General features: G+C 62.5%; 30 protein-coding genes, 1 tRNA gene and 1 pseudogene. 22 read left to right on the top strand and 10 right to left on the bottom strand.

The genetic code is table 11. The features are described from left to right. The 3 genes from CKW40_RS44440 to CKW40_RS39375 all read left to right on the top strand — a co-directional run. Window positions 1-276: hypothetical protein (locus CKW40_RS44440; RefSeq protein WP_210200206.1), on the top strand; the 276-nt coding region annotated here is incomplete at its 5' end. Window positions 277-434: 158 nt separating this feature from the next. Then, a complete protein-coding gene (locus tag CKW40_RS39370; protein WP_095205016.1) occupies window positions 435-704 on the top strand; it encodes a hypothetical protein in 270 nt (89 codons plus the stop codon). 120 nt (window positions 705-824) lie between these two features. Beyond that, window positions 825-1,130 carry a hypothetical protein gene (locus CKW40_RS39375; RefSeq protein WP_019859293.1) on the top strand — a complete coding sequence of 102 codons (306 nt, stop codon included), beginning with the start codon at window positions 825-827 and terminating at the stop codon, window positions 1,128-1,130. A gap of 6 nt (window positions 1,131-1,136) precedes the next feature. Here CKW40_RS39375 and CKW40_RS39380 read toward each other — a convergent pair whose 3' ends face one another. After that, window positions 1,137-1,562 (bottom strand): DoxX family protein, encoded by a 426-nt coding sequence (locus CKW40_RS39380; RefSeq protein WP_095205017.1) that lies wholly within the window; start codon window positions 1,560-1,562, stop codon window positions 1,137-1,139. Window positions 1,563-1,790: 228 nt separating this feature from the next. On the opposite strand from CKW40_RS39380, the gene CKW40_RS39385 reads away from it, so the two are divergent. The 5 genes from CKW40_RS39385 to CKW40_RS39405 all read left to right on the top strand — a co-directional run bounded on the left by CKW40_RS39385 (window position 1,791) and on the right by CKW40_RS39405 (window position 4,171). Then, window positions 1,791-2,159: a VOC family protein gene (locus tag CKW40_RS39385; protein ID WP_095205018.1), complete on the top strand. Its 369-nt coding sequence runs from the start codon at window positions 1,791-1,793 to the stop codon at window positions 2,157-2,159. 553 nt (window positions 2,160-2,712) lie between these two features. Further along, entirely contained in the window at window positions 2,713-2,892 is a 180-nt protein-coding gene (locus tag CKW40_RS39390; RefSeq protein WP_027052489.1) for a DUF3606 domain-containing protein, read from the top strand. 210 nt (window positions 2,893-3,102) lie between these two features. Continuing rightward, on the top strand, window positions 3,103-3,558 hold the full coding sequence (locus CKW40_RS39395; RefSeq protein ID WP_095205019.1) for a GFA family protein: 456 nt from the start codon (window positions 3,103-3,105) through the stop codon (window positions 3,556-3,558). Between the two features lie 119 nt (window positions 3,559-3,677). Next, window positions 3,678-3,914, top strand: coding sequence for a DUF982 domain-containing protein (locus CKW40_RS39400; RefSeq protein ID WP_095205020.1), 237 nt, complete (start codon window positions 3,678-3,680; stop codon window positions 3,912-3,914). A gap of 11 nt (window positions 3,915-3,925) precedes the next feature. Beyond that, window positions 3,926-4,171, top strand: coding sequence for a DUF982 domain-containing protein (locus tag CKW40_RS39405; protein WP_095205021.1), 246 nt, complete (start codon window positions 3,926-3,928; stop codon window positions 4,169-4,171). 85 nt (window positions 4,172-4,256) lie between these two features. On the opposite strand, the gene CKW40_RS45515 is transcribed toward CKW40_RS39405, so the two are convergent. After that, on the bottom strand, window positions 4,257-4,391 hold the full coding sequence (locus tag CKW40_RS45515; protein ID WP_280175430.1) for a hypothetical protein: 135 nt from the start codon (window positions 4,389-4,391) through the stop codon (window positions 4,257-4,259). A 90-nt stretch (window positions 4,392-4,481) separates the two neighbouring features. After that, window positions 4,482-4,766: a hypothetical protein gene (locus CKW40_RS39410; RefSeq protein ID WP_095205022.1), complete on the bottom strand. Its 285-nt coding sequence runs from the start codon at window positions 4,764-4,766 to the stop codon at window positions 4,482-4,484. Between the two features lie 471 nt (window positions 4,767-5,237). On the opposite strand from CKW40_RS39410, the gene CKW40_RS39420 reads away from it, so the two are divergent. Next, complete coding sequence (locus tag CKW40_RS39420; protein WP_095205024.1) at window positions 5,238-5,534, top strand: hypothetical protein; 297 nt, start codon at window positions 5,238-5,240, stop codon at window positions 5,532-5,534. 37 nt (window positions 5,535-5,571) lie between these two features. Further along, window positions 5,572-5,645 (top strand) — tRNA-Gln (locus CKW40_RS39425). A gap of 491 nt (window positions 5,646-6,136) precedes the next feature. Here the strand turns inward: CKW40_RS39425 and CKW40_RS44200 are convergent. Then, window positions 6,137-6,301: a hypothetical protein gene (locus CKW40_RS44200; RefSeq protein WP_179298282.1), complete on the bottom strand. Its 165-nt coding sequence runs from the start codon at window positions 6,299-6,301 to the stop codon at window positions 6,137-6,139. A 423-nt stretch (window positions 6,302-6,724) separates the two neighbouring features. Here CKW40_RS44200 and CKW40_RS39430 point away from each other — a divergent pair, with 423 nt between their 5' ends. After that, window positions 6,725-6,970 carry a DUF982 domain-containing protein gene (locus tag CKW40_RS39430; RefSeq protein WP_095205025.1) on the top strand — a complete coding sequence of 82 codons (246 nt, stop codon included), beginning with the start codon at window positions 6,725-6,727 and terminating at the stop codon, window positions 6,968-6,970. 119 nt (window positions 6,971-7,089) lie between these two features. Beyond that, on the top strand, window positions 7,090-7,323 hold the full coding sequence (locus CKW40_RS39435) for a DUF378 domain-containing protein (protein WP_095205026.1): 234 nt from the start codon (window positions 7,090-7,092) through the stop codon (window positions 7,321-7,323). 48 nt (window positions 7,324-7,371) lie between these two features. Here the strand turns inward: CKW40_RS39435 and CKW40_RS39440 are convergent, their stop codons facing one another. Beyond that, window positions 7,372-8,481, bottom strand: a complete 1,110-nt coding sequence (locus tag CKW40_RS39440; protein ID WP_095205039.1) for a sensor histidine kinase — start codon at window positions 8,479-8,481, stop codon at window positions 7,372-7,374. 119 nt (window positions 8,482-8,600) lie between these two features. Further along, a complete protein-coding gene (locus CKW40_RS39445; RefSeq protein ID WP_095205027.1) occupies window positions 8,601-8,834 on the bottom strand; it encodes a hypothetical protein in 234 nt (77 codons plus the stop codon). A 272-nt stretch (window positions 8,835-9,106) separates the two neighbouring features. Here CKW40_RS39445 and CKW40_RS39450 point away from each other — a divergent pair, with 272 nt between their 5' ends. Beyond that, complete coding sequence (locus CKW40_RS39450; protein ID WP_095205028.1) at window positions 9,107-9,415, top strand: hypothetical protein; 309 nt, start codon at window positions 9,107-9,109, stop codon at window positions 9,413-9,415. 71 nt (window positions 9,416-9,486) lie between these two features. Here CKW40_RS39450 and CKW40_RS39455 read toward each other — a convergent pair whose 3' ends face one another. Then, complete coding sequence (locus tag CKW40_RS39455) at window positions 9,487-10,140, bottom strand: hypothetical protein (RefSeq protein ID WP_095205040.1); 654 nt, start codon at window positions 10,138-10,140, stop codon at window positions 9,487-9,489. 251 nt (window positions 10,141-10,391) lie between these two features. Here CKW40_RS39455 and CKW40_RS39460 point away from each other — a divergent pair, with 251 nt between their 5' ends. The 8 genes and pseudogenes from CKW40_RS39460 (at window position 10,392) to CKW40_RS39500 (ending at window position 20,857) form a co-directional block, all read left to right on the top strand. Next, a complete protein-coding gene (locus CKW40_RS39460) occupies window positions 10,392-11,399 on the top strand; it encodes an aldo/keto reductase (protein WP_095205029.1) in 1,008 nt (335 codons plus the stop codon). Between the two features lie 246 nt (window positions 11,400-11,645). Further along, entirely contained in the window at window positions 11,646-15,023 is a 3,378-nt protein-coding gene (locus CKW40_RS39465; RefSeq protein ID WP_095205030.1) for an ATP-binding protein, read from the top strand. A gap of 37 nt (window positions 15,024-15,060) precedes the next feature. Next, the gene (locus CKW40_RS39470) at window positions 15,061-16,362 is read left to right on the top strand and encodes an ABC transporter substrate-binding protein (RefSeq protein ID WP_244571485.1); all 1,302 of its coding nucleotides are present in this window, start codon (window positions 15,061-15,063) and stop codon (window positions 16,360-16,362) included. A gap of 114 nt (window positions 16,363-16,476) precedes the next feature. Next, window positions 16,477-17,121 (top strand): VC0807 family protein, encoded by a 645-nt coding sequence (locus CKW40_RS39475; protein WP_095205032.1) that lies wholly within the window; start codon window positions 16,477-16,479, stop codon window positions 17,119-17,121. A gap of 920 nt (window positions 17,122-18,041) precedes the next feature. Beyond that, window positions 18,042-18,317: pseudogene (locus tag CKW40_RS39485) on the top strand (aldo/keto reductase); the annotation flags it as partial. 361 nt (window positions 18,318-18,678) lie between these two features. Then, window positions 18,679-20,034 (top strand): selenium-binding family protein, encoded by a 1,356-nt coding sequence (locus tag CKW40_RS39490; protein ID WP_095205033.1) that lies wholly within the window; start codon window positions 18,679-18,681, stop codon window positions 20,032-20,034. Then, complete coding sequence (locus tag CKW40_RS39495; RefSeq protein ID WP_095205034.1) at window positions 20,031-20,402, top strand: 2Fe-2S iron-sulfur cluster-binding protein; 372 nt, start codon at window positions 20,031-20,033, stop codon at window positions 20,400-20,402. Before CKW40_RS39490 ends, CKW40_RS39495 begins: the two co-directional genes overlap by 4 nt. Window positions 20,403-20,407: 5 nt before the next feature. Beyond that, window positions 20,408-20,857: a CoA-binding protein gene (locus CKW40_RS39500; protein ID WP_179298283.1), complete on the top strand. Its 450-nt coding sequence runs from the start codon at window positions 20,408-20,410 to the stop codon at window positions 20,855-20,857. A 70-nt stretch (window positions 20,858-20,927) separates the two neighbouring features. On the opposite strand, the gene CKW40_RS39505 is transcribed toward CKW40_RS39500, so the two are convergent. From CKW40_RS39505 to CKW40_RS43405, 3 genes are all read right to left on the bottom strand, one after another. Beyond that, entirely contained in the window at window positions 20,928-22,157 is a 1,230-nt protein-coding gene (locus tag CKW40_RS39505; protein ID WP_280175431.1) for an NAD(P)-binding domain-containing protein, read from the bottom strand. Between the two features lie 59 nt (window positions 22,158-22,216). Beyond that, window positions 22,217-22,774, bottom strand: a complete 558-nt coding sequence (locus CKW40_RS39510) for an OsmC family protein (RefSeq protein ID WP_095205037.1) — start codon at window positions 22,772-22,774, stop codon at window positions 22,217-22,219. A 62-nt stretch (window positions 22,775-22,836) separates the two neighbouring features. Beyond that, the gene (locus CKW40_RS43405; RefSeq protein ID WP_143748484.1) at window positions 22,837-23,043 is read right to left on the bottom strand and encodes a hypothetical protein; all 207 of its coding nucleotides are present in this window, start codon (window positions 23,041-23,043) and stop codon (window positions 22,837-22,839) included. 843 nt (window positions 23,044-23,886) lie between these two features. Here CKW40_RS43405 and CKW40_RS46215 point away from each other — a divergent pair. Further along, the coding region (locus tag CKW40_RS46215; RefSeq protein WP_244571484.1) for a FecR family protein at window positions 23,887-24,609 on the top strand (723 nt) is incomplete at its 3' end.

A 24,609-nucleotide genomic window follows, 5' to 3' on the forward strand; every position in this document is an offset into this window, starting at 1 on the left:
GCCAGCGTTCAAAATCGGCAGTCTCAGCGCCGTCACCAGACAAGGCGCCAAAAACACAAAACCCGCCTCGGCGGCGGGTCGCTGGCGCAAATCAGCACCATGGACAAATATGTAGCATGGCTGCCCTCACCCGGTCAACGATTTTCTAAGAAAAAATTCCTATACCATCTTTCGGCACCAATGCGGAGACGCAACCGGCATCGCTTGAGGGGAAAGCTGAAAAAACAAAAACCCGCCTCGCAGCGGGTCATCGGCGCAAATCAGCACAATGGATAAAACGACAGCACAACTGCCCTCACCGGACAACCGCAGCAGCACCACCGGCGGCCCGAAACCCGCATCCCCTAGCCGGCTTTTCATAAACCGGCAGCTGTGGGATCATCAGCTGAAGCTCATGGAATGATTCGCGTCGCACGGCCTTTTAGGAGAGGACGATGGACAGACCAGCCATGGCATCCGTGTTCAGGATGCGGCATGCTCCAGCCTCGGTTTCCGGTGTGCGCAGCACCGGTCAGGGCCAGGCTGATCCGATCATCCGCGTGAACTCGCTTGGCGACGCGATCCGCTTCGTCGCCAACGCCTACCCCAACTATGACATCAGCGCCGTGGCCATAGATTGCGGCGATCCCTCGATCCCGCGCCTCGGCAGCCTGGAGGTCAAGGCGGTGTGGCGCGAATATGGCGAGCGCCTGACGCAGGAATAGGCCGGTAGCCGGGCCAGCGCCCTGCCCGGCATGCCCGGCCGAAACCGGCTCCGCGCCTGCCCTCGGATCGGAAACGCCGCTGGCGCGTTTCACCTTTGGTCAATGGAGGGAACAACCATCATGAACGTCGCCAACCTGCAACTCGAAGGCCTGCTGATGGCCGTCGCATCGATCAACCACGTGCTGGTTCGCAAGGGGGTGCTGACATCGGAGGAGATCGACATCGCGCTGCGCAAGGCCGAGGCCAGCGAAACCGGCGAGGAGCGGTCCAACGGCATGTCGGCGTCGAGCCGCGACGCCGTGAATTTCCCGATCCGGCTGCTGGAACTCGCCAACCAGTGCCAGCCCGAGGCCGACATGCCGTCCTTCTCAAAACTGGCGCGCATGGTCGGCCAGATGAAGGAGCCCTACAACGACCAGATGTGAGGCACCTCACGCCCTGCCCGGCCAGCCCAGGTTCAGCGCCAGCGCCCGTCCCGGTCCGTGCACCGCCGCGAACAGCAGGCCGGCCAGGAACGAAAAATGGTCGACGAAGAAGCCGAACTCGGCCTGGTTACCGGCCCAGTGGCTGGGGCCGTGGAAGGCAAAGCCCAGGAACAGCACATAGGCCGCCGCGACGAGAGCCGCCTGGGTGAAGAAGGCGCCGCTCAGGAAACACAGCACCAGCGCCACCTCCAGGATCGCCGCGCACCAGGCGAGGAAGAGCGGGAAGGGAAAGCCGGCGGCGGCGATGAAGCCCGCGGTGGCACCCATGCCCATGAACTTGAAGGTCACCGCCATCAGGAAGACGGCGGCGAAGATCAGGCGGGCGATGAGAAGGGCCGCGGTCTGCCACGGCGATTGAGTGATATCCGGCATGCTGTCTCTCCAGGGTTTGCAATGGATGTCGACCCAAGGACGAGCGACCCTGCGCAGTTCCGACACCGGCCTGAAATTTTTACACGAAAGCCATGCCGCTCCGGATCTCGGCACCGGTCTGGCGCTCACAGACAGGACGCCGTCGCCGGGGTTCCAACCTTGCCGCGGCCCGCCCCGAAGGTTACCCTCACCAGGGGTGCTTGATCAGTTTGTGAGGAGAGCCAGCCTATGGCGACGGTCCGGTATCTCGTCAGCGATGTCGAGTTGGCGATAGCATTCTACACGAAGCATCTGGGTTTCGTGCTGCGGCAGCAGTTCGGTCCGGCGATGGCCATCCTGAAGCGCGACGAGCTGACGTTCTGGCTTGCCGGCCCGATGGCGTCGGCGGCGAGGCCGATGCCGGATGGCAGGGCCCCGGAACCGGGCGGATGGAACCGCATCGTGCTGGAGGTGGAGGACCTGCCGGCGCTCGCCGCCCGGATGCGCGCGGCCGGCGTGCCGTTCCGCAACGACATTGTCGACGGCCCCGGCGGCCGCCAGATCCTTTGCGAGGATCCGTCCGGCAACGTCGTCGAGCTTTTTGAAGCAAGAGCATGATCCCTGCCGAAACCCGTTCGGGATCATGGTTTGGCTCTTCGGTTGCCGCCTCAGGCCGCCGGGCGTTCACGAACAATTAATGATCCTGAAACTTGTCCGTAACCAGCAACGTGGTATCGTTAGCTGGGGCTAATGCACAGGTCCGTCCTGTGCAGCTATTTGGGTGGGTTGGGTTTTGGGCGCGAGCGTCAAGTTCGGGACGATGTCCCATATGGTCCGGTCTCCGGTCCTCGAGTGCAATGGCTGCGGCGGTACCGGGCAGGTTTTCCAATGCCCGCGCTGGACAAGCTCCAACGGCCTTTGCTGTCCCGCCGGCACGCACCAGCGCGGCTGTCCCGGCGCCAGCGCGCCTTGCGGCGATTGCGCCGAAACCGACCAGCACGGCGCCGGCCTGGCCCCTGCATCGGCCTGACAGCCTGCAATCCGCGTCGGGCAGGCTTCTGTCCGCCACCCGCCATGGAACCAGCAGCGCCGATCGCTGTTATGTCTGATCGCGGCATCCTATATAGCGATGTCCGCACGACCGTGCGGCTGACAGAAAGCGAGGCGCGCCATGCCCGACGACAAATCCAAGATCAAACAGGACCGCAAGCTGGTTTCGAGCGAAGAGACCTATGAGGTTGCCGCCTTCGCGCGCAAATACGGCATCCCGCAGAGCGAAGCCCAGACCATCATCAAGCGCTACGGACCTTCGCGCAAGAAGCTCGACAACCACATGGCCGCGCGCGGATAGAAGCCGCGCGGCAACCATTTCGCCATTATGGCGTTGATGGATGCTGCGGGCCGCGTCAGCCCGGTTGGTGTTGCCAGCCGGGCGCGGCGGTACAATGAACAGGATGTCTTTTCCTGGTTTCTGGCCAACGAAATGGCAGATGAGCCTCTGTCCCGCCCCGCCCGTAGCGTGCCAGACTGACGAGAGCCAGACCGAGGGAGGGCCGCGATCATGTCCGACACCACACGCAGGACCGGCAGCTGCCTGTGCGGCGGCGTGCAGTTCGTCGTCACCGGCCAGCCGATACGGGTCGGCCTCTGCCACTGCAAGGACTGCCGCAAGGCGAGCGGCTCGGTCTATTCGGCCTTCGCCATCTGGCCACGCGACGCCTTCGAGACATCGGGCGAAGTCGCCAGCTATGGCACGCGCAGTTTCTGCCCGACCTGCGGCGGCCGCGTCGCCTGGATCGGCGATGATCAGGTCGAGGTGATGCTTGGCAGCCTCGATGTCGCGCCGACCGACCTGGAGCCGCAATACGAATTGTGGACCAGCCGCCGCGAGGCCTGGCTGCATGCCTTGCCCGGCACCGAACAGTTCGAACACGACCGGCCCCTTGACGGGCCAACGTCGGAAGACGCCGCTCTGCCACCGCCGAGACCTTTGTCGGACGCCGTCGCCCACGAGTGAAAATTGATCTTTCGGGCCTGGAACCCTCCCCTGCCGGCGGCGTTATCCGGCGCCCCTTGCGAGTGCGTTGTTTCACAACCGCTGTTCACTGTTGGGGCGACATGCCACGGAGACTTCAGTTGAACGACAAGATGTTCCCCCGACCGATCCGCCTGAAATTCGCCCCCGAGCGCGAGCGCGTCGTGCGCAGCGCCTGGGAGGGGCTGGAATGCCTCGGCGACTGGCCGGCCGGCCGAGGCCGGCGATACCAGGCGGCGCTGCGTTGCTGTCGCGATGCACTGGACGGCTGGACGCCACCGGAAAAGGCGATGCGGGCGATGATCGACGCCGCACGCGAAGCCCACATCCTCCAATAGCGGGAAATTCAATGGCCGATGTGATGCTGTCGACACCGATGCGGATCAAGCCGCATGGCTCGGACACGATCCGTGAGGTGGCGACCCTTCAGGACGCCAGTGAAATCCTGATCGACTGGCCGCATGCCAGCCGCGGCCCTTTCTACCAGGCGGCGCGCGAAAAGATCGAGGCAGCGCTGGACAACAAGGACGGCGCGGCACAGGCGCAAGAGGCCTTCACGGCCCTGTGCGACCATGCGGGCCTGCTGGTCCGCTAGGTTTATTCCGGGAGCCAGCAGTTCCTTCCAACAAAAAAGCAGGCAATGCCGTCGCCTGCATTTTCTTGCGGAACCGGAGTGCTGATTATTCTGCGGGCAGATCGCCATCCACGATCGGATGGGAAGTTTCAAATCCGAAGCCCTTCGGCGCCATCAACATCAGGACGATCACTATGGCGATCGAGGCAATAATCGTGGCCGTTCCGGCAATATCCTTCAAGGCCTTGTCCTTTCAAATTGAACTCTCGAAAGAAACGTTTCCTTCTGTCTGAGGTTCCGTTTTGCAGAAACAATGCTGAAGGTCCGCCTTCTATTGAGCTGGCGGCTGGGCCGGTACTTCGCCGGGCTTGATCACCGGTGTCTTGCCTTGGTCGGGCGCTGGCGCGGCCATGCCCTGATCGCCGGTGGCCGGCGGCTTCAGCACCCCGCCGCAATCGTTGAGCTTTTCGCTCAGGTCGCCGCTGCCTTGCTGCTGCTTTCCTTGATCCGTCTGGACGCGGCATTTGTCGGCCTGCTGGGCCGGGTTTTGCTGCGTCTGGGCCGCTGCTGGCACGGCCAGGGCCAGCATCAGCGACGCGATGGCGAGAGGTTTCATCTCGGCCTCCTTTTGCTTGCACGGCCGCCCGGGGCGGCGACCCTTCGCAGGGACAACGCCCGACGGCCTAAAAAGTGGCGGTAAAAAAGGCTGGCCGCCCTTCTCCGGCGGCATGGCGCCTCCGGCCGCTATGCATAGCGGAGGCGCTATGGAAACGGTCCTAACCGTCCGGGGTCCGGGTCATGTCCCCCTCGTCCTCTTCGGCCGGAGCAACAGGCGGATCGGTCCTTTGCGGGCACGCCTCGTAGCGGTGGTCGCGGCCGCCGCAGAAGGAACAGCACATGGCTTCGCGGCCCTCGTCTCCGGGCCACCATTGCGGCGTTTCGTTGGGCTTCCTGCCGTCCATGCCCAGCAATGCGCGACGCGTGGTTTCGTTGCGTCTCGCCCCGCGCAGGCCCATCACGGAACCCGGCGGACAGGTGGCGGGTTTTGTGGAACAATGAGGCTGAATCAAAACCAAGAGAAACCATCATGTCCGCTCGCCTTCGAATCCTGTCGACGACCTTGGCCACCGTGCTTGCGGCGACCGGTCTGGCCGAGGCCCGGCCGGACAGCCGCAGCATCAGCTGTGCCGGGATCCAGGCCATGATCCAGAGCCATCGCGCCGTGGTGCTGACCACCGGCCCGAACACCTATGACCGCTATGTCAGGCAGTTCGGCAATGAATGCGACTGGCCGGAAGTGCCGATGTCGGCCTATATCCCGGCCCGCGACGGGCACTGCCCGGTCTACCGCTGCGACGAACCGGTCAACAACTTCCCGAATTGACGCCTCGCCGTACTAACGGCATAACCATCCGAGCTTCTCCCGCTTCGTCTAATGGTAGGACAGCGCCCTTTGAAGGCGTGAATCGTGGTTCGAGCCCATGAGCGGGAACCAGAAAAATCAGATCGCTGCATAAACGCGTGCGAATTGCCTGAACGCGGATAGCCGCCTCGCAAGCGCCCACCGTATTTGTAATCCCGGTCCTGGGGCCCGTCTTCCGCGATCACACCATAGGCCAACGCGGTCACTTGGTTCACAGTACAACCACAAGCGGTCGATTCCTTCGGGATGTAGCCACTTGAAAAGCCCGCCGCAGGTCGCTCCTATGGCGGGCTTTTCCTATTGGGACCAAGGTCTTAGGTGCCTCCACGCAAAGGTCTGATGTAACCGCTTTGGTTCCGGTATCGTCCATTGGACGTTCCGTTACTTTAGCCAATCGCAATATATGGATGGATCAGGCTTGGCAGGGGTAGAGACCCTCCGCCCCATTCAAGGCGGTGGCGGGCGCCCCTAGGGATCGCGGGACTTGCCGGGGCGTTGGAACCCCTGCCGCAAAAGCAACTGTCGGCGCCGCCTAAAGTTCCGAGGCTTCCCTGGCGGGCGCCTCAACGCTCCTTTGGCTTCGGCGTGATCTCCTCGACCCGCACCTTGTCGCCAATCTCTTTCGCCAGCGCGAAAGCCTTGGTTTTGTCCTTCGTGGTCAGGACCGTACGCCACATTGGTTTTTCAAAGACGCTCACGACATAGGTTGTGGCCGGCTTTTCAGTCATCGATGGCTCTCACCTCGTTCATTTGAATGCTTCAGTTATATTAGCGATACCGCATATAACGATCAGCCGGCAGCAGCCCCACGCCGGTTAGGCCCGGTGCACTGCTTTCCCAACGAAGTGTGCGCCGGGCCGCCCCAAGTCGGGCCGGAAAAGCTCGCGATCTCGGCCAGAGGTGCGCGGGCCGATCGGAGACCCGATCTTCAGCAGGGGATGCCCCTGCCCTGCTGACAAACAACAACTATTAGAGATGACTAATGTTCCATCAAGCCGGTTCCGATTGAACGGCCCGGCGCCCGCAGCCCGCGGCACCATCGGATGCCTTCGCCGCCGACAAGCTCCCCTCAGCCTCGCGCGACAGTGACCGGCAGAGATGGAACCGTGCGCTGACGCGGGCGTTATTGTCCTCTCGCTGTCGAGGTTCCAATGCAAACAGCTTGGTTTTCCAAACCCGTGGTGGTTTCGGTCGGTGTGGCCGGTGCCACTCGCAACTTGTCCAACACACAGCAGGCCATCGAATTGCTGACGACACACTGGCGCGACGCCGGCAGCCTGAAACATCAATCCGCGCTGCGCGCCTGCCGCCGCGCGACAAGCGGCGACGTGCCTGCCGATATCGCCAGGGAGGCTTTCATCGAGGCGGCGCGCGAGGCACACATCCTGGTCGAGTAGGCCGAGCCGCATTCACGCACCGCAACCATCGTTCACAATTTCGTGATCGACGGAACCGTCTGAAACGGCAAGCGTTTTTTTGCAGGCGTCTTTTTGTCAGGCAACATCAGGAGGCGTTTATGCGCATCATGAACCTCGTCACGCTCGCCCTCATCATCCTTGGCGGTCTCAACTGGCTGTCCATGGGTGTGACCGGCTATGACGTAATCGGCACAGCCCTTGGGGGCGCCATGCTGGCCCGCATGGCCTATCTGATCATAGGCCTTGCAGCCATATGGCAGCTCATGCCGGGCTTCCAGAGCTTCACCCTTGGAGAAGTCGATGCCGAAAGGCATCTCCCGCATCATCGGTGACTGGTAAGCCGTGGGGCGGCGGGAAAACCCGTCGCCCCAACGGGGTATTCAGATGCCGAAGCCCAGCGCTGCATCGGCATCGGCATCGACGCCTGCTTGCGGCACGATGATCGATGCCAGCGGCGCGCTGAGGCGCCAGTTGAGACGGCCGGGCGAGCGCTCCAGTTCGGCTGAACCGCCCAGCGACTGCGGCGCCACCCGCTGCAGGACGACGGTGCCGAACCCCTTGCGCGTGGTCTCCTCGCGCTGCTCGGCGGAATGAGGCGTGGATGTCTCGTTCCAGAGCAGCTGGAACTCGCGCCCACCCGAAACGCCAGAACCCTGGGCACCGGCAGTCTTGACACCGGCACCCTGGGCGCCGGAGCTGATTGTCCAAGTGATCTCGACCCGGCCGTCTTCGCTGCCCAGCGCACCATATTTGGACGAGTTCGTGCCGAGCTCGTGGAAAGCCATGCCGAGGTTCTGCACAGCATTCGACTGCAACGTCAGGACCGGACCGGAAAGCAGGATCTGCTCCTCGCGGCCGAACGGCTTCAAATGTTCCTGAATGAGGTCAAACAGGCTGGCGCCGGCCCACTCCGAGGTGACGAGCAGATCGTGCGAGCGCGACAGCGCCATGATGCGGGCGCGGATGAGTTCCTCGAAGTCACGCGGGTCGCTCGAGCGCTTGCTCGTTTCCCTGACCATCGACAGGATGACCGCGAACTGGTTCTTGACGCGATGGTTGACCTCTCGCATCAAGAGCCTGATACGGCGCTCGCTCTCCTTGGCGGCGGAAATGTCGCGGGCGATCTTCGAGGCGCCGACGATCTCGCCATGGGCGTTCTTGATCGGTGAAACCGTCAGCGAGACGGAAATAAGTGTTCCGTCCTTGCGCTTTCGCGTCGTCTCATAGCTCGCCACCCGCTCGCCGGCGCGAACCCTGCTGATGATTTCGGTCTCCTCACTTTTGAGGTGATCGGGGATGAGCATGAGGATGGACTGGCCCACCGCCTCCTCGGCGCTGTAGCCGAACATGCGTTCGGCCGCCAGGTTCCAGCTGGTGATAATGCTGTTCAAATCCTTGCTGATGATCGCATCGAAGGAGGAATCGACAATCGCGGCGAGCCGCCCGTCGGCGAGCGTGTCCAGTCTGTCACTGCCCTTGGTATCCGTCATCACCGCCCGGAATTCCGCCATCACCACTAGCTAGCGCGCTGGCGGATGAAGGCAATCGCCGGCAAAAGAATTGCTGCGGGCGATGCGCCACGAGGCAGCGCATCGCGCCCGCGAGCACCTCATCGGCCGGCCGGCTTCGCACCTTCATCGTCAGGCAGCACGCCGAACTCCTGCGATTTGACGCCTTGCTCGGCCGTCAGGAATCCGTCCGAGGAAAGACCGCGCCGCAGCAGTTCCCTGACCGCGGCCGAGCGGCTCGGCATGCGCTTTTCGAAGCGCCAGTTTTCCAGCGCCGCCAATTCGTCGGTGGTGAGCATGATCTGCAGTCGTTCGGGGCGTTCGAGTTCAGCCATGTGCGCGCTCCTCGCTCAGGACTAAAAATACAGTGAGTTAGTATCTAGCTCATTCGGCTTATAATTATGGTAGCGCTCATTACGCGTCAAGACCTGCCAGTGAGCGCTCCACGCATCAAACTCATGATGCGTATCGAACGCCTGAAACACATTCCTGTAACTATCCTAACTAACTGATTTTATTTATATATTCTGAAAATTTCACTTGCCATGCCGATACGCCGGGCGCATGCTCCAACCTGAACAGAAAACCGTTCCCTTCGGAGGTTTCGATGCGGTACGATTACTCCGCGCGCCTGCGCGATGACGTCAATTCAGCGGTCCAGAGCACATTCAGGACGGCAGGCATCGTCAACATCACGGTGACGGCCGAACAGGTCAGGGTCCGGAATCTGGCCGAGAACGTCGCCCTCGAGGACATTGAGTATCTGGTTCTCCAGGCGGCCCAACTGCTTGGCGCGGCAATCGAATTCGACGACTTGAGCAATGGGTTGGTCGTGCTTGCGAACGGGCTCGTGGAGGACGACGAGGAGAGCACGATCGCTCCGCCCGATCCTCGTCAGCCAGCCTCGATTCAATAGTCAGAAAACACTGCTATCAGGCGGGCATTGTCCTGCCAGCTGGCTCAAGCGCCGCAAGACAAGGTGCGGGTCTAGCCAAACAACTTTGCTCCCAGAGTGAATGCACCGACAAGGGCTGCGGCGACCACGCCTAAGGCTGTCCACAGTTGGGCGGGCTTCAGAGCACCCACTATCTCTGCGACAGTCATGTTGGAAGGATCGAGCTTGACCTGCTCGACGACGGCAGGAGCTGACACATTTTGTTTTGTAACCTTTAGGCGACCTCGCCAGCTTTCGAGGACACCGGTGAATTCCGGGGAACCGAACGACACCGGCTCGACACTCAGATACTGCACGTACCAATCGTTGCCTTTTTCAAGCAGCCCATCGACTCGTAACCGATCCTCGACAAGGACGAGCAGAGGCAACCCACGGCTATATGCCATTGCGGCTTCGATTTGATTCCACGTGGTTGGAAAGCTGACCGCTGAAAGAGTTTTCTCTTGGGCAGAACCCGGGCGCTCGATGCCTTCTGTAAAGCGAAAGCGTTCGAGAGCGACGACGACAGCTCCTGCGCAGCGATCCATCAACTCGGTGACGGCGCGCAGCGGCGCATCTGCGCTGAAAGTATTACGCCCGATCGTGCAAGGGGTAAGCCCAACCGCGCGCAATCGTGCTTCGAGTGCTTCGACAAAAGCTTCCTGTTTTGGACTTAAGCCCGTACCGACGCTTACGAAGACGTCCATTCTCTGCCCCCCAAGCACGCAATTCATCATGTCAGACATTTATTCTTGAGAGAATAGCTGAATCTAAATCAGAACAAAGCTCGATTACCTTTGAACCCGTTGGCTCAGGATCCCCTCAAATATCGACCGCTGCCTCGTGCGCGAGCAGGCCGCACGCCCTATGTCGTCGATCAAGTCAGCGCCCAACGACTGTGGGAATTCGGCGCGCGCTCTATATTGTGCCGAAAGCCCGCAAACTGGAGACCCGTTCAATGACCCTCGCCACACGAAAACTCGGCAGCCAGGGACTAAAAGTCTCGGCCATTGGTCTCGGCTGCATGGGCATGAGCCAGTCCTACGGTCCGGCCGACGAGGCTGAATCCATCGCCACGCTGCACCGCGCCATCGAACTTGGCTGCACCTTCCTCGATACCGCCGAGGTCTATGGCCCGCACACCAACGAGGCACTGCTCGGCCGGGCGCTGAAGGGCAAGCGCGACCAGGTGACGATCGCCACCAAATTCGGCTTCCGCATCGAAAACGGCAAGCAGGTCGGCGGCGTCGACAGCCGGCCCGATCACATCAGAGAGGTTGTCGAAGCCTCGCTCCGCCGGCTCGCCACCGACCATATCGACCTGCTCTACCAGCACCGCGTCGACCCTGATGTGCCGATGGAGGATGTCGCCGGTGCCGTCGGCGAACTGGTCGCGCAAGGCAAGGTGCGTTTCTTCGGGCTGTCGGAGGCAGGTGCCGCCAACATAAGCCGGGCGCATGCCGTCTTTCCCGTCTCGGCGCTGCAGAGCGAATACTCGCTGTGGGAGCGCAACCTGGAGCCCGAGATCATCCCGTTGCTCGGTGAACTCGGCATCGGCCTGGTGCCGTTCTCGCCGCTCGGCCGCGGCTTTCTCACTGGCGACGTCAAGCGTGCCGAGGATTATCCCGAGAGCGACTACCGCCGCAACGACCCGCGCTACCAGGGCGAAAACTACGACGCCAATGTCGAAGCGGCCACCAAGGTGCGCGACATCGCAACGGCCCGAGGCGTCAAGCCCGGCCAGGTCGCGCTGGCCTGGCTGCTTGGGAAGGGCGACGGTTTTGGCGTCGACATCGTACCGATCCCCGGCACCAAGCGCAGACAATATCTGGAGGAGAACATCGCCGCCGCCTCCCTGAAACAACTCGACGCCGCCGAAATGTCCGCGCTCGACGAGGCGCTGGCGCCAGGAAAAATCTCCGGCCCGCGCTATGGCGAACGCGGCATGGCGATGGTCGATCGGTAGCGCGCTCCGAGCACATACTCGCATGTCGCATTTGGACCGCAAGCGGACCGCCAGCTCCTAACAGCGAGATCTATAAAAGCTGTCCTTCAGCTCTGCACCAGCAGCATCCTGATCTGCCCCCAAGGCGGACATCCGACCGCGTGACGAGCCCAAAGCTGACAAAGCTAGTCGCACAAAACGGACGACCCTGCTTCCCATTTGCGATATAGTTCCCGGCAAAGCCTCTACCGCCTGGGAGAAGGCACTGTGGATATTGAGGCATGGCTGGTAGACCTCGGCCTGGGTGAGTACGCACCGGTCTTCCGCGACAATGACGTTGACCTGGAGGTTCTTTCCAAGCTGACCGCCGATGACCTGACCGCGCTCGGCGTCAGGTCGATCGGCCATCGGCGCAAGTTGCTCAGCGCCATTGCCTCGCTCGCTGACAGCACAACCCAGCCCCCAATGGCTTCGCCACCGCCAGCGGCCTCAGATTCCCGCGCAGAGCGGCGCCAACTCACCGTGATGTTCGTGGACCTCGTCGGCTCGACCGAGCTGTCGCATCGGCTCGACCCGGAAGACACACGCGAGGTCATCCTCGCCTACCAGCAGGCGGTGTCGCGCGAGATCGCCCGCTACGAGGGGCGGGTCGCCAAGCTGATGGGCGATGGAGTGCTCGCCTATTTCGGCTGGCCGCAAGCGCACGAGGACGATGCCGAGCGCGCTGTGCGTGCCGGTCTCGCCACCGCGTCCGCCACCGCGCGGCTGACCGAGCCCGGAGGAACGCCGCTGGCCGCGCGTGTCGGCATCGCCACGGGACTGGTCGTCGTCGGAGACCTGATCGGAGAAGGTGCGGCGCAAGAGGAGGCGGTCGTCGGCGATACGCCCAACCTTGCAGCTCGGCTGCAGGCCCTGGCCGAGCCGGGCTCTGTGGTGATCGCCGAGGTTACGCAAAGGCTCGTCGCGGGACTGTTCACCGCGACCGATCTCGGCGAGCAGAGTCTCAAAGGCTTCAGCGCCCCAGTGCGGTGCTGGCGTGTCGCTGGGGAGACGGGCGCCGCGAGCCGGTTCGAAGCGCGGCACGCAGTCCTGCCCCCGCTGGTCGGTCGGCAGGAGGAGTTCGCCCTCCTGCTCGAACGGTGGCATTGCGCAACATCGGGCCAAGGCCAGGTCGTGCTACTCAGCGGCGAGGCCGGCATCGGCAAGTCGCGCCTACTCGCGGCGCTCGCCGCCCAGATCGCAGCCGAGCCGCACTCCGAACTGCGCTATTTTTGCTCGGCCTACCACACCAACAGCGCGCTCCATCCCCTCATCGCGCATTTGGAGCGAGCGGCAGGGTTGATGGGCGACGACAACGCCGACACGCAACTCGATAAGGTCGCAGCGCTGCTAGGCGAGACCGGCGTCGAGCCCGGAGAGTTGCCGCTACTGGCGGCTCTGCTTTCGATCGATGCAGGCGAGCGGTACCAGCTCCCGAAGTTGCCGGCACCGACGCTCAGGGCGCGCACGCTGGCTACCTTGATACGGCTGGTCGAAGCGTCCGCGACGAAGGCGCCACTGCTCGCGCTCGTCGAGGACGCCCATTGGATCGACCCCACATCGGCCGAATGGCTCGACGCACTGGTGGAACGGCTCGCCGACCTGCCTGCCTTGCTGGTGGTCACCGCGCGGTCCGAATTCGAGCCCCGCTGGAAGGCGCGGCCGCACGTCGGCGTGCTGCGGCTGGGGCGGCTCGAACCGAGCGATGGCACGGCGATCATGGAGCGGGTGGCGGGTGGCAAGAAGCTGCCCCGCGACGTCGCGGACCGCATCCTCGCCAACACCGAAGGGGTGCCGCTGTTCGTCGAGGAGCTCACGCGGACCGTGCTCGATTCCGGCCTTCTGATCGAGGCGGGCGATCGATATCTGGCGATCGGGCCGCTGCCGGCGATCGCGATCCCTTCGACGCTGCAGGATTCGCTGATGGCGAGGCTCGACCGGTTGTCGCCCGTGAAAGAGACGGCGCAGATCGGCGCCTGCATCGGCCGCGTTTTCAGATACCGTCTGCTCGCCGCAGTAAGCGGTGCCGGCCAGGACCGGCTCGAAGATGCCCTCAACCAGCTCGAACACGCAGAGCTGGTGTTCCGCGGGGGCACCGCCCCGGAGGCGACCTATACGTTCAAACACGCGCTGGTGCGCGATACGGCCTACCAGAGCCTGCTGAAGAGCCGGCGCCAACAGATCCACGCGAAGGTCGCCGCAGCGCTGGAAGCAGAGTTCGCCGAGATCGCCGAGGCCGAGCCGGAGACAGTGGCGCAGCACTACACGCTTGCCGGTCTGGCGGCTGAGGCCGCGTCGTGGTGGCTGACGGCAGGAAAGCGAGCGATGGCAAGGTCTGCCAACCGCGAAGCCGCGACCCACTTCGGCAAAGGGCTGGAGCTCGTTGTGACCTTGCCCGCTTCCGAGACCCGTCTGAGGCAGGAGCTCTCGCTGTGGATGGCAATGGGCTCGGCCCTCATCTCCGTCAAAGGCTGGGCCGATCCGGAGGTTCTACAGGCATTTGCGACCGCGCGCGAACTCGCCGAGCGCCTAGGCGACAAAGCCCAGCTGTTCGCCGCCGTCCGCGGTGAGAGCGCCTTCCGTACCATTTCCGGCCACCTGCGCATCGCCGAATCGCTCGCCGTGCAATGCAAGACGCTCGGCATGGAGCTCGCACAGGCATCCAATGACTCCGCCTACCTACTGGAGGCACACCACCAGCTCTGGGGCGTCAACTTCTATCTCGGCGACTACGAGGCCGCAGAATCCTTCGCCAGCTATGGCCTTGCCACTTACGACTACGAGCGGCATCGCCACCTCGCGTGGGGCTATACCGGGCACGATCCCGGGGTCTGCTGCAGGTCGTTCTGCGCACAGATGCTCTGCATACGGGGCAAGCAGGACAGGGCGATCCAACAGTCACGGGAAGCCGTCGCCCTGGCGGAGCGCGTCTCGCACCCGATGAGCCTGGCCCAGGCGCAGATGGCCCTCAGCGTCGTCCATTTGATGCGGCGCGAGCCCGACGAGGGTCGACGGTGGGCGGAGAAGGCCATGGCAGTGTGCACCGAGTTCGCCATTCCGCTGCTGCTCGGGCAGGCGCGCGTCTTCTTCGGCTGGGCGCTTGCCGGTCTGGGTCGGCTGGACGATGGCATTCGCCAGTTGCGCGAGGGGATCGCGGCGATCGCCGTGACTGGCGCCGACATGGGGATGGCCTACTATCTTTGCGCGTTGGCCCGCGCCTGTGGCGAGCGGGGCGAGGCAAGCGAGGGGCTTGCGCTTCTGGAGCAGGCGTTCGACACGCTCGCCAAGTCCGATTCCAATTACCAGCTGCCGGAATTGTTGAGCGCCAAAGGAGAGCTGCTATCGCGGATAGACCCGCGAGACGATGCCGTCGAGGCCTCATTTCGCCAAGCTCTGGCTGTCGCCCGCGACCAAGGTGCGAAACTGGCCGAACTGAGATCCGCGCTTCGCCTCGCTCGACTCTGGTCCGTTCGCGGCCGCGCGAGCGAGGCGCGAGACCTGCTCGCACCCACCTACGCAACATTCAACGAGGGTTTCGACACGCCTGACCTGGTGGAGGCAAGAGGCCTGCTGCAACGGCTGTCGCATGCAGCGGCTGCGCCGTAGCCAAGGTGCTTTCGGGAGGAGCGCGATGTTCAAGCAAATGTGGATCGGCCTGCTCGCGGGCCTAGCGCTGCTGCCGGCGGGTCCGCCGGCCGCAGCGACCGAGCTCACCATCCTGTGGGCGGAATGGGATCCGGCCAACTATCTGCAAGAACTCGCCAACGAGTACGAGAAGGAGACCGGAGTCAAAGTCGCGGTCGAGACCGTCAACTGGCCCGGCTTCCAAGACAAGGCATTCATGGAATTCAACGCCCATGGCGACTCCTACGACATGGTCGTTGGCGATTCGCAGTGGCTGGGAGCCGGCGCGACGGAGGGCCACTATGCCGAGCTGACCGATCTCGTGCGGCAACTGGACCTCACCAGGGTCATGACGCCCGCCTCAATGACCTACTACTCGGAATACCCGAAGGGCAGCGGCCGTTACTGGGCCGTCCCGCTCGAAGCCGACGCGGTCGGCTGGGCCTATCGCAAGGACTGGTTCGAGGATCCCTCCGAGATGAAGGCCTTCAGGCAGAAATATGGTTATGACCTCGCGCCGCCGAAGACCTGGATGCAACTGCGCGACATCGCCGAGTTCTTCTACCGACCACACGCCAATCCGCCGCGATACGGCGTCGCCATCTATACCGAGCAGCACAGCGACGGGATGATCATGGGCTTCATGTCCGAGTTGTTCAGTTACGGGGGTGAACTCGGCGACTATGCCACCTGCGCGGTTGACGGCATCGTCAACTCGCCGCAGGCTGTTCGGGCATTGAAGGCTTACAAGGAACTCTATTCCTTCACGCCACCGGATTGGGCCAATACTTCCAATCGAGAGGAAGACCTGGCCATTACCGGAAATCTCGCGGCAATGAGCATGAACTTCTTTGCCTTCTTCCCAGCGCTGGCAAATCCGTCGATCAATCCGAACGCTTCCGTCACAGGGTTCTTCGCCAGTCCTGCAGGCCCGGGTGGGGAACGTTTCACGGCGCTCGGCGGCCAGGGCATCTCGATCGTGTCCTATTCGCACAAGCAGAAGGAAGCCAGGAAGTTCCTGGAGTGGCTATCTCGCGATGACACTCAGCAGAAATGGGCGGACCTCGGCGGCTATACTGCCGACGCGCGGATTTTGGCATCGCCGAGATTCCGCAACGCTACTCCCTACAACGACGCTTTCTACCAGAGCCTCTTTGTCGTCAAAGATTTCTGGGCGGAGCCCTACTACGCCAAGCTCGTCGACCAGATGAACGCACGTCTCGGACCCTACATGCTCAAGGATGGCGGCTCGGCGAAGGAGACCCTCGACGGAATCGCGGCGGACTGGAAGGCGACCATCGTCGAGCAAGGCTGCAAATAGCCGCCGCTGGGTTGAAATGGCGTCGTCATGTGTGCGAGGCCGCCTCCGGAATTGCACGCACATACGGCGCAATCCTATACTTACAGCACATTCCTCCAGGCACCCGGAGCGATCATGAGGATACGCGCAGGTCTTGTTGTGGAGCTCGGGGTAAATTTGCTGCTGCCGTGGCTCGCGTACCGCATGGCGCTTCCTCATTTCGGAACTATAGGAGCGCTCTATGCGTCCGCCGTTCCGCCTGTCGCGTGGGGGCTAATCGAGTTCGCGAGATTTCGCCGCGTCGATGCGCTGAGCGCGCTCGTTTTGCTCGGTATCGCGTTGTCGCTGATGGTGATGGCGCTCGGAGGCAGCGCGCGGCTCCTGCTGCTTCGCGAATCGCTTGTGTCGGGCGCCATAGGCGTCGTGTTCCTGTTGTCGCTCGCGTTCCGGAAGCCGATGGTTTTCTACCTGGCGCGGGCGACGGTTGCGAGGGAACGCGAGTACGGCCAGGAGCATTTTGAGGCACTCTGGCGTGAACGGCCGAGCTTGCGCACGTCGATTCGATTGATGACGCTCATCTGGGGGGCTGGACTCTCGGGGGAGACGATGCTTCGCAGTTGGCTCGCATGGCATTGGCCCATCGAGCGGTATCTGGTCGTTTCGCCGGTCATCGGCTACGGCATCTACGGCGGGCTAACGCTCTGGTCGATCTGGTATCGAACCCGGATGAAGCAGCGAGGGGAGGCTGCCGCTGGCGACGGAACGCCGTCTCCCAGCTAGGTGAAGAGTCCCGCACCAGAAGGCCGCCAAGTGTGGCGCTGAGCTCGATTAGCCGGATCTCGCGATGAGGCAAGAGGCCCGCATGGTCGTTGAGCGGCTGGTCCGGCTGGGCGTTAACGAGCGTCAACTTGCTGCCCAACTGTGGTAATTCGCGACTTGGCGAAGGTTGGCCGTTTCTGACGCCAAGCTGCCATTCGCGTCCTGAGATGCGTATGTCGGCTTCGGTCAGAAAGAGGGCTTTCGCTTTGGTGACCCGCCCGTGGTCCGTCGGCAATGTCTGCTTTCAGGCATTGGCACGGCCGACTCCTAGGTCCGAGATCAGGCGCAAAGCGGTCATGCGTGCTTTCCATCTAAGAGAGTCCGCTTTGGATCACATCGCGTCATCCAACGCCGACAACTGAACTTCCGCAACGTAACGAACTCCACTGTTCGCGGTGATCGCCTTTTGCCCTAACCCGCCGCAGCCGCCGGCATCTTCCTCGGAGCAGCCCTTTGCCGGCGCATGCGTCGCTTAGCAACCAGCTTCAGCGCAACCGGCGGCTCCTTCGACAGCGTGCACGTCAGGCGTCCACCATGCCATGCGCGACGAAATCCGCGTTCATGTCATGGGCGAGCCTAGCTGCCGCTTCCTTGTCGTCGTTGCCGGGCTCCGACCAGAACACGATGCCCACGTGCCGTGCGGCCTTCGCCCGCTCCAGCCGCCGAACCAGGGAGCGGGCGCGCTGACGGAAGCGCGGTTCAGGAAGCCGACCACCACGGTGTCGATGGTTTCGAGTTCGAGGCGGCGGATGCTCGCAGGTTCCATGTCGGCAAAGCCCGCCTTCGACGCGCTCGCACCCTGGACTTCCAGCCCTGCACCAGCATCGCGGCTGCGGCATCGTCGAGTTCCCCTCGCCCGCCGGCGCAAAACAACCGATAGAGAGGCGGCCGGCACGGTGCGCGCCATCGCGACCGCCAGGAGCGTCAAACCCGGCCAGGTCGCGCTGGCCTGGCTGCTTGGGAAGGGCGACGGTTTTGGCGTCGACATCGTGCCGATCCCCGGCACCAAGCGGAGACAATATCTGGAGGAGAACATCGCCGCCGCCGCACTGAAACTCGACGCCGCCGAAATGGCCGCGCTCGACGAGGCGCTGGCGCCAGGAAAAATCTCCGGCCCGCGCTATGGCGAACGCGGCATGGCGATGGTCGATCGGTAGCGCGCTCCGAGCACATACTCGCATGTCGCATTTGGACCGTTTGCGGAATGGCGGCTTCGAGGCTCGGAAGGCCAGAAGCGGACCTTTAAGCGCCGTGCGTATATCGACTTGACCTGACCAGTTGCTGACCTGGTTATGGTTCGCTGCCATACGCTCCGATGATGACTGGGCGGCTGCAAGGGTTCTCAATAACCCTCGGACGGTCAATACGTGGCGTCCCACGGGGACTCTGTCGCCAAGTTGTACGTCACGTGCGCACTTCACAAGCCACCCCGGCCATAGCGCCAATGCCAAGCATGCACTAACATTCCAGCTCGACCCCGTTGGGGCTGGCCAGTGATCTGTTCAAAGGGAAGTACCCATGACCAATCATTGCTGTGGACCGGGCTATGCTTCTCCAGCCGAGGCGATGACGGCACCTCGCGAAAAGCTGCTCTATACGATTGCCATCTACACCGGCACGGGCATTCAGAAGCCGGACTATCTGTGCACCATCGATGTCGACCCGGAGAGTTCGACCTACAGCCAGGTGATTTCGCGTTTGCAAATGCCGGGCATTGGCGATGAGCTTCATCACTCGGGCTGGAATGCCTGTTCGTCGTGCCATGGCGATGCGAGCATGGAGCGGAAATATCTGATCGTGCCGGGTGTGCGCTCGTCAAATCTGCATATTGTCGATTGCGGTACCGATCCGCGCAGCCCGACACTGTTCAAGGTGATAGACGGCGCTGAAATCAAAGCCAGGACCAACCTGTCGGCACCACACACGGTGCATTGCCTCGGCTCGGACATCATCGTTTCCATGCTTGGTGACGCCAAGGGCAATGCCCCCGGCGGCTATTTGCAACTCAGCAAGGAGTTCGAGGTTGTCGGCCGCTGGGAAAACTCCATGGGCAGTATCAAGTTTGGTTATGATTTCTGGTACCAGCCGCGACACAACGTAATGGTAAGCTCGGAATGGGCCGCGCCCAATACCTTCATGCCTGGCTTTGACCTGGAAGAGGTTGGTCATCTGAAATATGGCCGAGAGATCCATTTCTGGGATTTTGAAAAGAGGGAGCCAAAGCAAACATTCTATCTCGGTGAAGATGGCTTGATCCCACTGGAAGTGCGATTCCATCATAACCCCGACAGCAGTCACGGTTTTGTTGGCGCGGCCCTTTCTGCAAATATCATCCATTGGTGGAAGGACGCGGCGGGTGACTGGCAATGGGAAAAAATTGTCGATGTCGGCAATGAGCCGCATCCCGAATGGCCGATACCAATACCGGGCGTGATCTCGGTCATTCTGCTCAGCATGGACGATAGATACCTCTATCTGTGCAACTGGTTGCATGGCGACATTCGTCAATACGACATCTCGGACCCTCACAACGCCAAGCTTACCGGACAAGTGTGGATGGGCGGACTTCTCGGCCGTGCGCCTAAGGTCAATGGCGTGAAAGTGACTGGCGGGCCCCAGATGATACAGCTCAGCCTCGACGGCAAGCGGCTCTATGTGACGACCTCGCTCTTCTCGACCTGGGACAATCAGTTCTATCCGGAAATCCGCACCAATGGCGGATGCATGCTGATGGTCAATTGCGATACGGAAAACGGCGGCATGGAAATCGATCCGCTGTTCGTCGTTGATTTTGGCAAGGAACCAAATGGACCAAGCCGCTGCCACGAAACCCGTTATCCCGGCGGTGATTGCACGAGTGACATCTGGGTATGACCAACTTCACCATCACTCTCGCCAATCAAGGCGGCGCGGCCTTTGACGTCGACCAGCGCAAGCCCCTCTTGCAAAGCTTGCGCGAGCAGGGCGTCGACCTGCCCTATGGGTGCAAGTATGGCGGCTGCATAAGCTGTGCGGCCAAGATGATCAGCGGCAAGGTCGATCAAAAGGCGCAGCGGGCGCTGAACAACCGCCAGATCAACAATGGTTACATAATCCTCTGCGTCGCCCGCCCGATGAGCGACTGCACGCTGGAGGTCGGCGTTGAAAGCCACGACAAGCTCTATCGCAACCCTTTCCTTGACCCCTTGGCTCCGCATGAATTGAAAGCCGATATTGCGATCCCGTTGGAAGCAAAGAAATGACCCATATGAATCATGATGAGCCCTATTCGGAGGCTTATCTGCAAGACATTCTGAAATCGGTCAGAACCATCGCGATGGTGGGGGCCAGCCCCGACAAGACCAAGTTTTCCTATGGCGTACTCAGGGTGCTGCACGAAATCGGCTATGACATGATCCCGGTCAACCCGAGTCCCGGTCTGGACGAAATTCGCGGGCTCAAGGTGTACCCGTCGCTAGCGGCCATCGACCGGCCTGTCGATATGGTTGAGGTTTTTCGCCGCTCCGAAGACCTGCTGGAGGTCGCACAGGAGGCTATCGCAATCAATGCCAAGGTTCTGTGGGGGCAGATCGGGGTGCGCGATGACGCGGCCGCCCGGCTGGCGGAGGAAGCGGGCCTGAAAGTGGTGATGAACCGCTGTCCGAAGATCGAGTTGTTCCGCCCCTTCTGGAAGCCGAAGTTGCACCTGGGCATATGATTGCAGGCTCACGGAATTCGGCGTGTCGCGGTAACCAATCTGTTCCCTTCGGTCCTGGACGTTGATGCTGCTAGCCGATTGAATTTTGCCTGAGGTACGAGGCCAGATGGTCGCTGAGTTCACGCGCGTCGTCGCCGGCGCCGTCGATCAGCGCAGACTTGCGGCGGCGCAGAAACTGCATCCCCATCAGGTACATGCCCGGATGTTCCGCAACCCCGCCGTCGTGACGGACGTGGCCCTTGCGGTCGAGGACCGGCAGCTCCAGCCAGGAGTAGTCCGGCCGGTAGCCGGTGGCCCAGATGATCGTCCTGATCGCGCCTCCGGCGAGGTCGAAGCCGAGCGGCGGGCTGTCCTCGACACGGGTCGGCGGCAGGCGATCCGGCGGCCCGAACGTCGCGTCCAGGCCGTTCGCGCGCGCCCATTCGTCGATGAGGTCGAGCAGCCGGGCCATCTTGAGATCGGAAAGCGCGCACATGTTGCGCAACGACCCCGCAAACTGGGCCTTGCCGTCTTCGGTGACGCCGGCGAGGCGGCCGACGAGCCGGACGCCGATGTCGACCAGCGCATTGAGGTCGAGGGTGGTGCGGTCGGGCGTGCCGGCAAGCTGGAGCGAAGGAACCCGTCGCGCCCGCCTGATGTCGTCGACCTCGTCGTAGCGCTCGTCGAGCACGCCGGCGGCGTCCATCCACCATTCCAGGTCCTTGCCGCGATAGACGCGGGGCGCCCGGATGTGCTCGCCCACCGACAGGGTCACTTGACGCCCCGAGCGCTGCAGCTCCAGTGCGATCTGGGTGCCGCTGGCCGACGCGCCCACCACCATCACGCCGCCGTCGGCGACCTGACCCGGATTGCGGTAGGACTGCGCCGTCAGCATGGCGACCGACGGCGGCACGCGGACGGCGAAATCGGGCAGGCGCGCGACATTGCACGCGCCCGACGCCAGCACCACGGTCCGGCACCGCCACTCGCCGCGGTCAGTGCGCACAAGATATCCCGCCCCGTCGCTGCGAACCGAGGTAACGGTCGTGTGGGTTCTGACCGGAGCCGAGATCGCCTTGGCATAGCTCCCAAGGAAGTCGATCACTTCAGGCATCGTTCGGTAGCCGTCGGGGTCGTCGCCGTCATAGCGGAAGCCCGGCAGCCGGCTCTGCCAGTTCGGGGTGAGCAGCCGAAGCGAATCCCATCGCTCGGTGCGCCAGGTGTGGGCGATCTCGCCACGCTCCAGCAGCACATGGTCGATAGAGCGCTCCGCAAGGCAGCGGCTCATCGCGAGCCCCGCGTGCCCTGCGCCGACGATCACTGTGGTGACGGAACTAATCGCGCCCTCTCATCAGGAGAGTCTACGGCTCGAAGCGCCTTTCAATTCACCACGACCGTGACGTTCGTCGGATTGGTGACAATGTCATAGACCGCCGATCGCTTCTGCGACTGAGCCACGAGAGCCTCGATGTCCTCGGGCTTGGCGTCGGCGTCGATGTTGTACTTCACCGTGATGCCGCTGAAGCCGTTGCGGACGTCGCTGTCGATACCAAGTATCCCCGCGATATCCATGTCGCCTTCGATGGTCGCCTTCACCGACTTCAACTGGATGTTCCGGTTCTGGGCAACCGCAGCGATGCCGGCGGTCAGGCAACTCGCCAGCCCGACCAGCACGTATTCGACCGGCGTGGCGCCCTGATCCAGGGAAGCGAAGACCTCCGGATGGTCGGCATCGAATGCGAAGGTGGTCTTGCGATGCTGATCCTGGCCGAGACCGTAAAAGCTCTCGACCGTCGAGTGGCTGTGAGTGCCGTCCTTCCATTCACAGGCCGCGCGCCACTTGAACTGCGCCGCCTCCGGGGCGTTCGTAAGCGCTTCTTTTGCGGCGAGCAGCGCCTCTACGTTAACGCCGTTGTTTGCCTGTACTTCGGAAGCCATAATTATTATCCTCCCTACCTTGCACTGGCTCAAAAACCCGACCGATTCCACTGACCTCCCGATCAGATTTCACCATGGCGCGGCATGCTATGGGTCGCGAAGCGTTTCTTCAAGTTGTTTCCGCTGCGGAATGTTCGCCCTCGTGTACCGAGTTGCGCCTTTGCAGGCTCTGGCGCGACCACGACCTTCAGCGTGGTCAATTGCAGTGCCTGCTTCCGGGCGGAGGCAAAGTTCGTCTCTAGGGCCGACATGAGGCGCAAAGCGGTCATGCGTGCTTTCCATCTAAGAGAGTCCGCTTTGGATCACATCGCGTCATCCAACGCCGACAACTGAACTTCCGCGACGTAACGAACTCCGCTGTTCGCGGTGATCGCCTTTTGCCCTAACCCGCCGCAGCCGCCGGCATCTTCCTCGGAGCAGCCCTTTGCCGGCGCATGCGTCGCTTAGCAACCAGCTTCAGCGCAACCGGCGGCTCCTTCGACAGCGTGCACGTCAGGCGTCCACCATGCCATGCGCGACGAAATCCGCGTTCATGTCATGGGCGAGCCTAGCCGCCGCTTCCTTGTCGTCGTTGGCGGGCTCCGACCAGAACACGATGCCCACGTGCCGTGCGGCCTTCGCCCGCTCCAGCCGCCGAACCAGGGAGCGGGCGCGCTGACGGAAGCGCCGTTCAGGAAGCCGACCACCACGGTGTCGATGGTTTCGAGCTCGAGGCGGCGGATGCTCGCAGGTTCCATGTCGGCAAAGCCCGCCTTCAACGCGCTCGCACCCTGGACTTCCAGCCCTGCACCAGCATCGCGGCTGCGGCATGCTATGGCGAACGCGGCATGGCGATGGTCGATCGGTAGGAGCGCGCCGAGCATGGGCGCTAATGGCATGAACCGGTTTCGAAAAAACATGCCCAGAAAGCAGGTAGCCATCCCGATACCATCGGGATGGGCGGGCTCTGCCTGTGGCCGAGACGGGCGGGGAACGGACATCCGGAGCCGCTCGACCGAAAGGCCGATTGCGGGCGCCTGAGCGAACGCAAAGTCCCATTCAAATTGATGTATTCCCCAACGTAAGCATGTGATAGTTAAGAATGTCCTAATAAAAGCATCACGGGGGATGCCATGCCGTCCTTTAGATGGGCTGTTATTGTCGTGCTTGCCGCGACGCTCAACAATGCGAAACCGACAATGGCCGACGAAACGGTGGGCCAGGCAGTCGTGATCAAGACTGCCGTTACCGGCGCAACCGGACCGCTGGTGGTCAGCGCACCCGTTCATCGGGACGAACGTATCAGGACATCCAATACCGGGCTTGGCCAGTTCGTGTTCCTGGATGGCACCAAGCTGGCGGTGGGGTGGGGTTCTTCCGTCGTCATCGACAAGTACGTCTTCAGCGGTGAGAATTCGGTGAAGAACCTTACCGTCCGCGCCGCCAAGGGAACGTTTCGCTGGATAAGCGGAAGCTCGCCTTCGTCGGCCTACCAGATCGTGACGCCTGCAGGCACAATAGGCGTGCGGGGAACAGCATTCGATGTCCACATCGCGCCCAACGGCACAACCGCCGTCGTGCTCCTGAAGGGGTCGGCCCGATTCTGCAACGGCGGCGGATGCAGGGAACTGAAGCGGCGCTGCGATTGTGTCGTCGCGACGCCATCAGGCGCAATGACCGACGTCGTCAAGGTCAATCAATCTGTGCTCACCAGACTCGGCACCTCGCGGGCATTGCCGTTTCTGACCGGCAACCAGCAGCTTTCGGGCGGCTTTAGCGCGACCGGTTGCGGGCTTACGGCCTCCAGTCGTGTGTCTTATACACCTCTGACGCTGCCGACGATATGCCGTGTGGAG

Source organism: Mesorhizobium carmichaelinearum (assembly GCF_900199455.1).
Lineage (GTDB): Bacteria > Pseudomonadota > Alphaproteobacteria > Rhizobiales > Rhizobiaceae > Mesorhizobium > Mesorhizobium carmichaelinearum.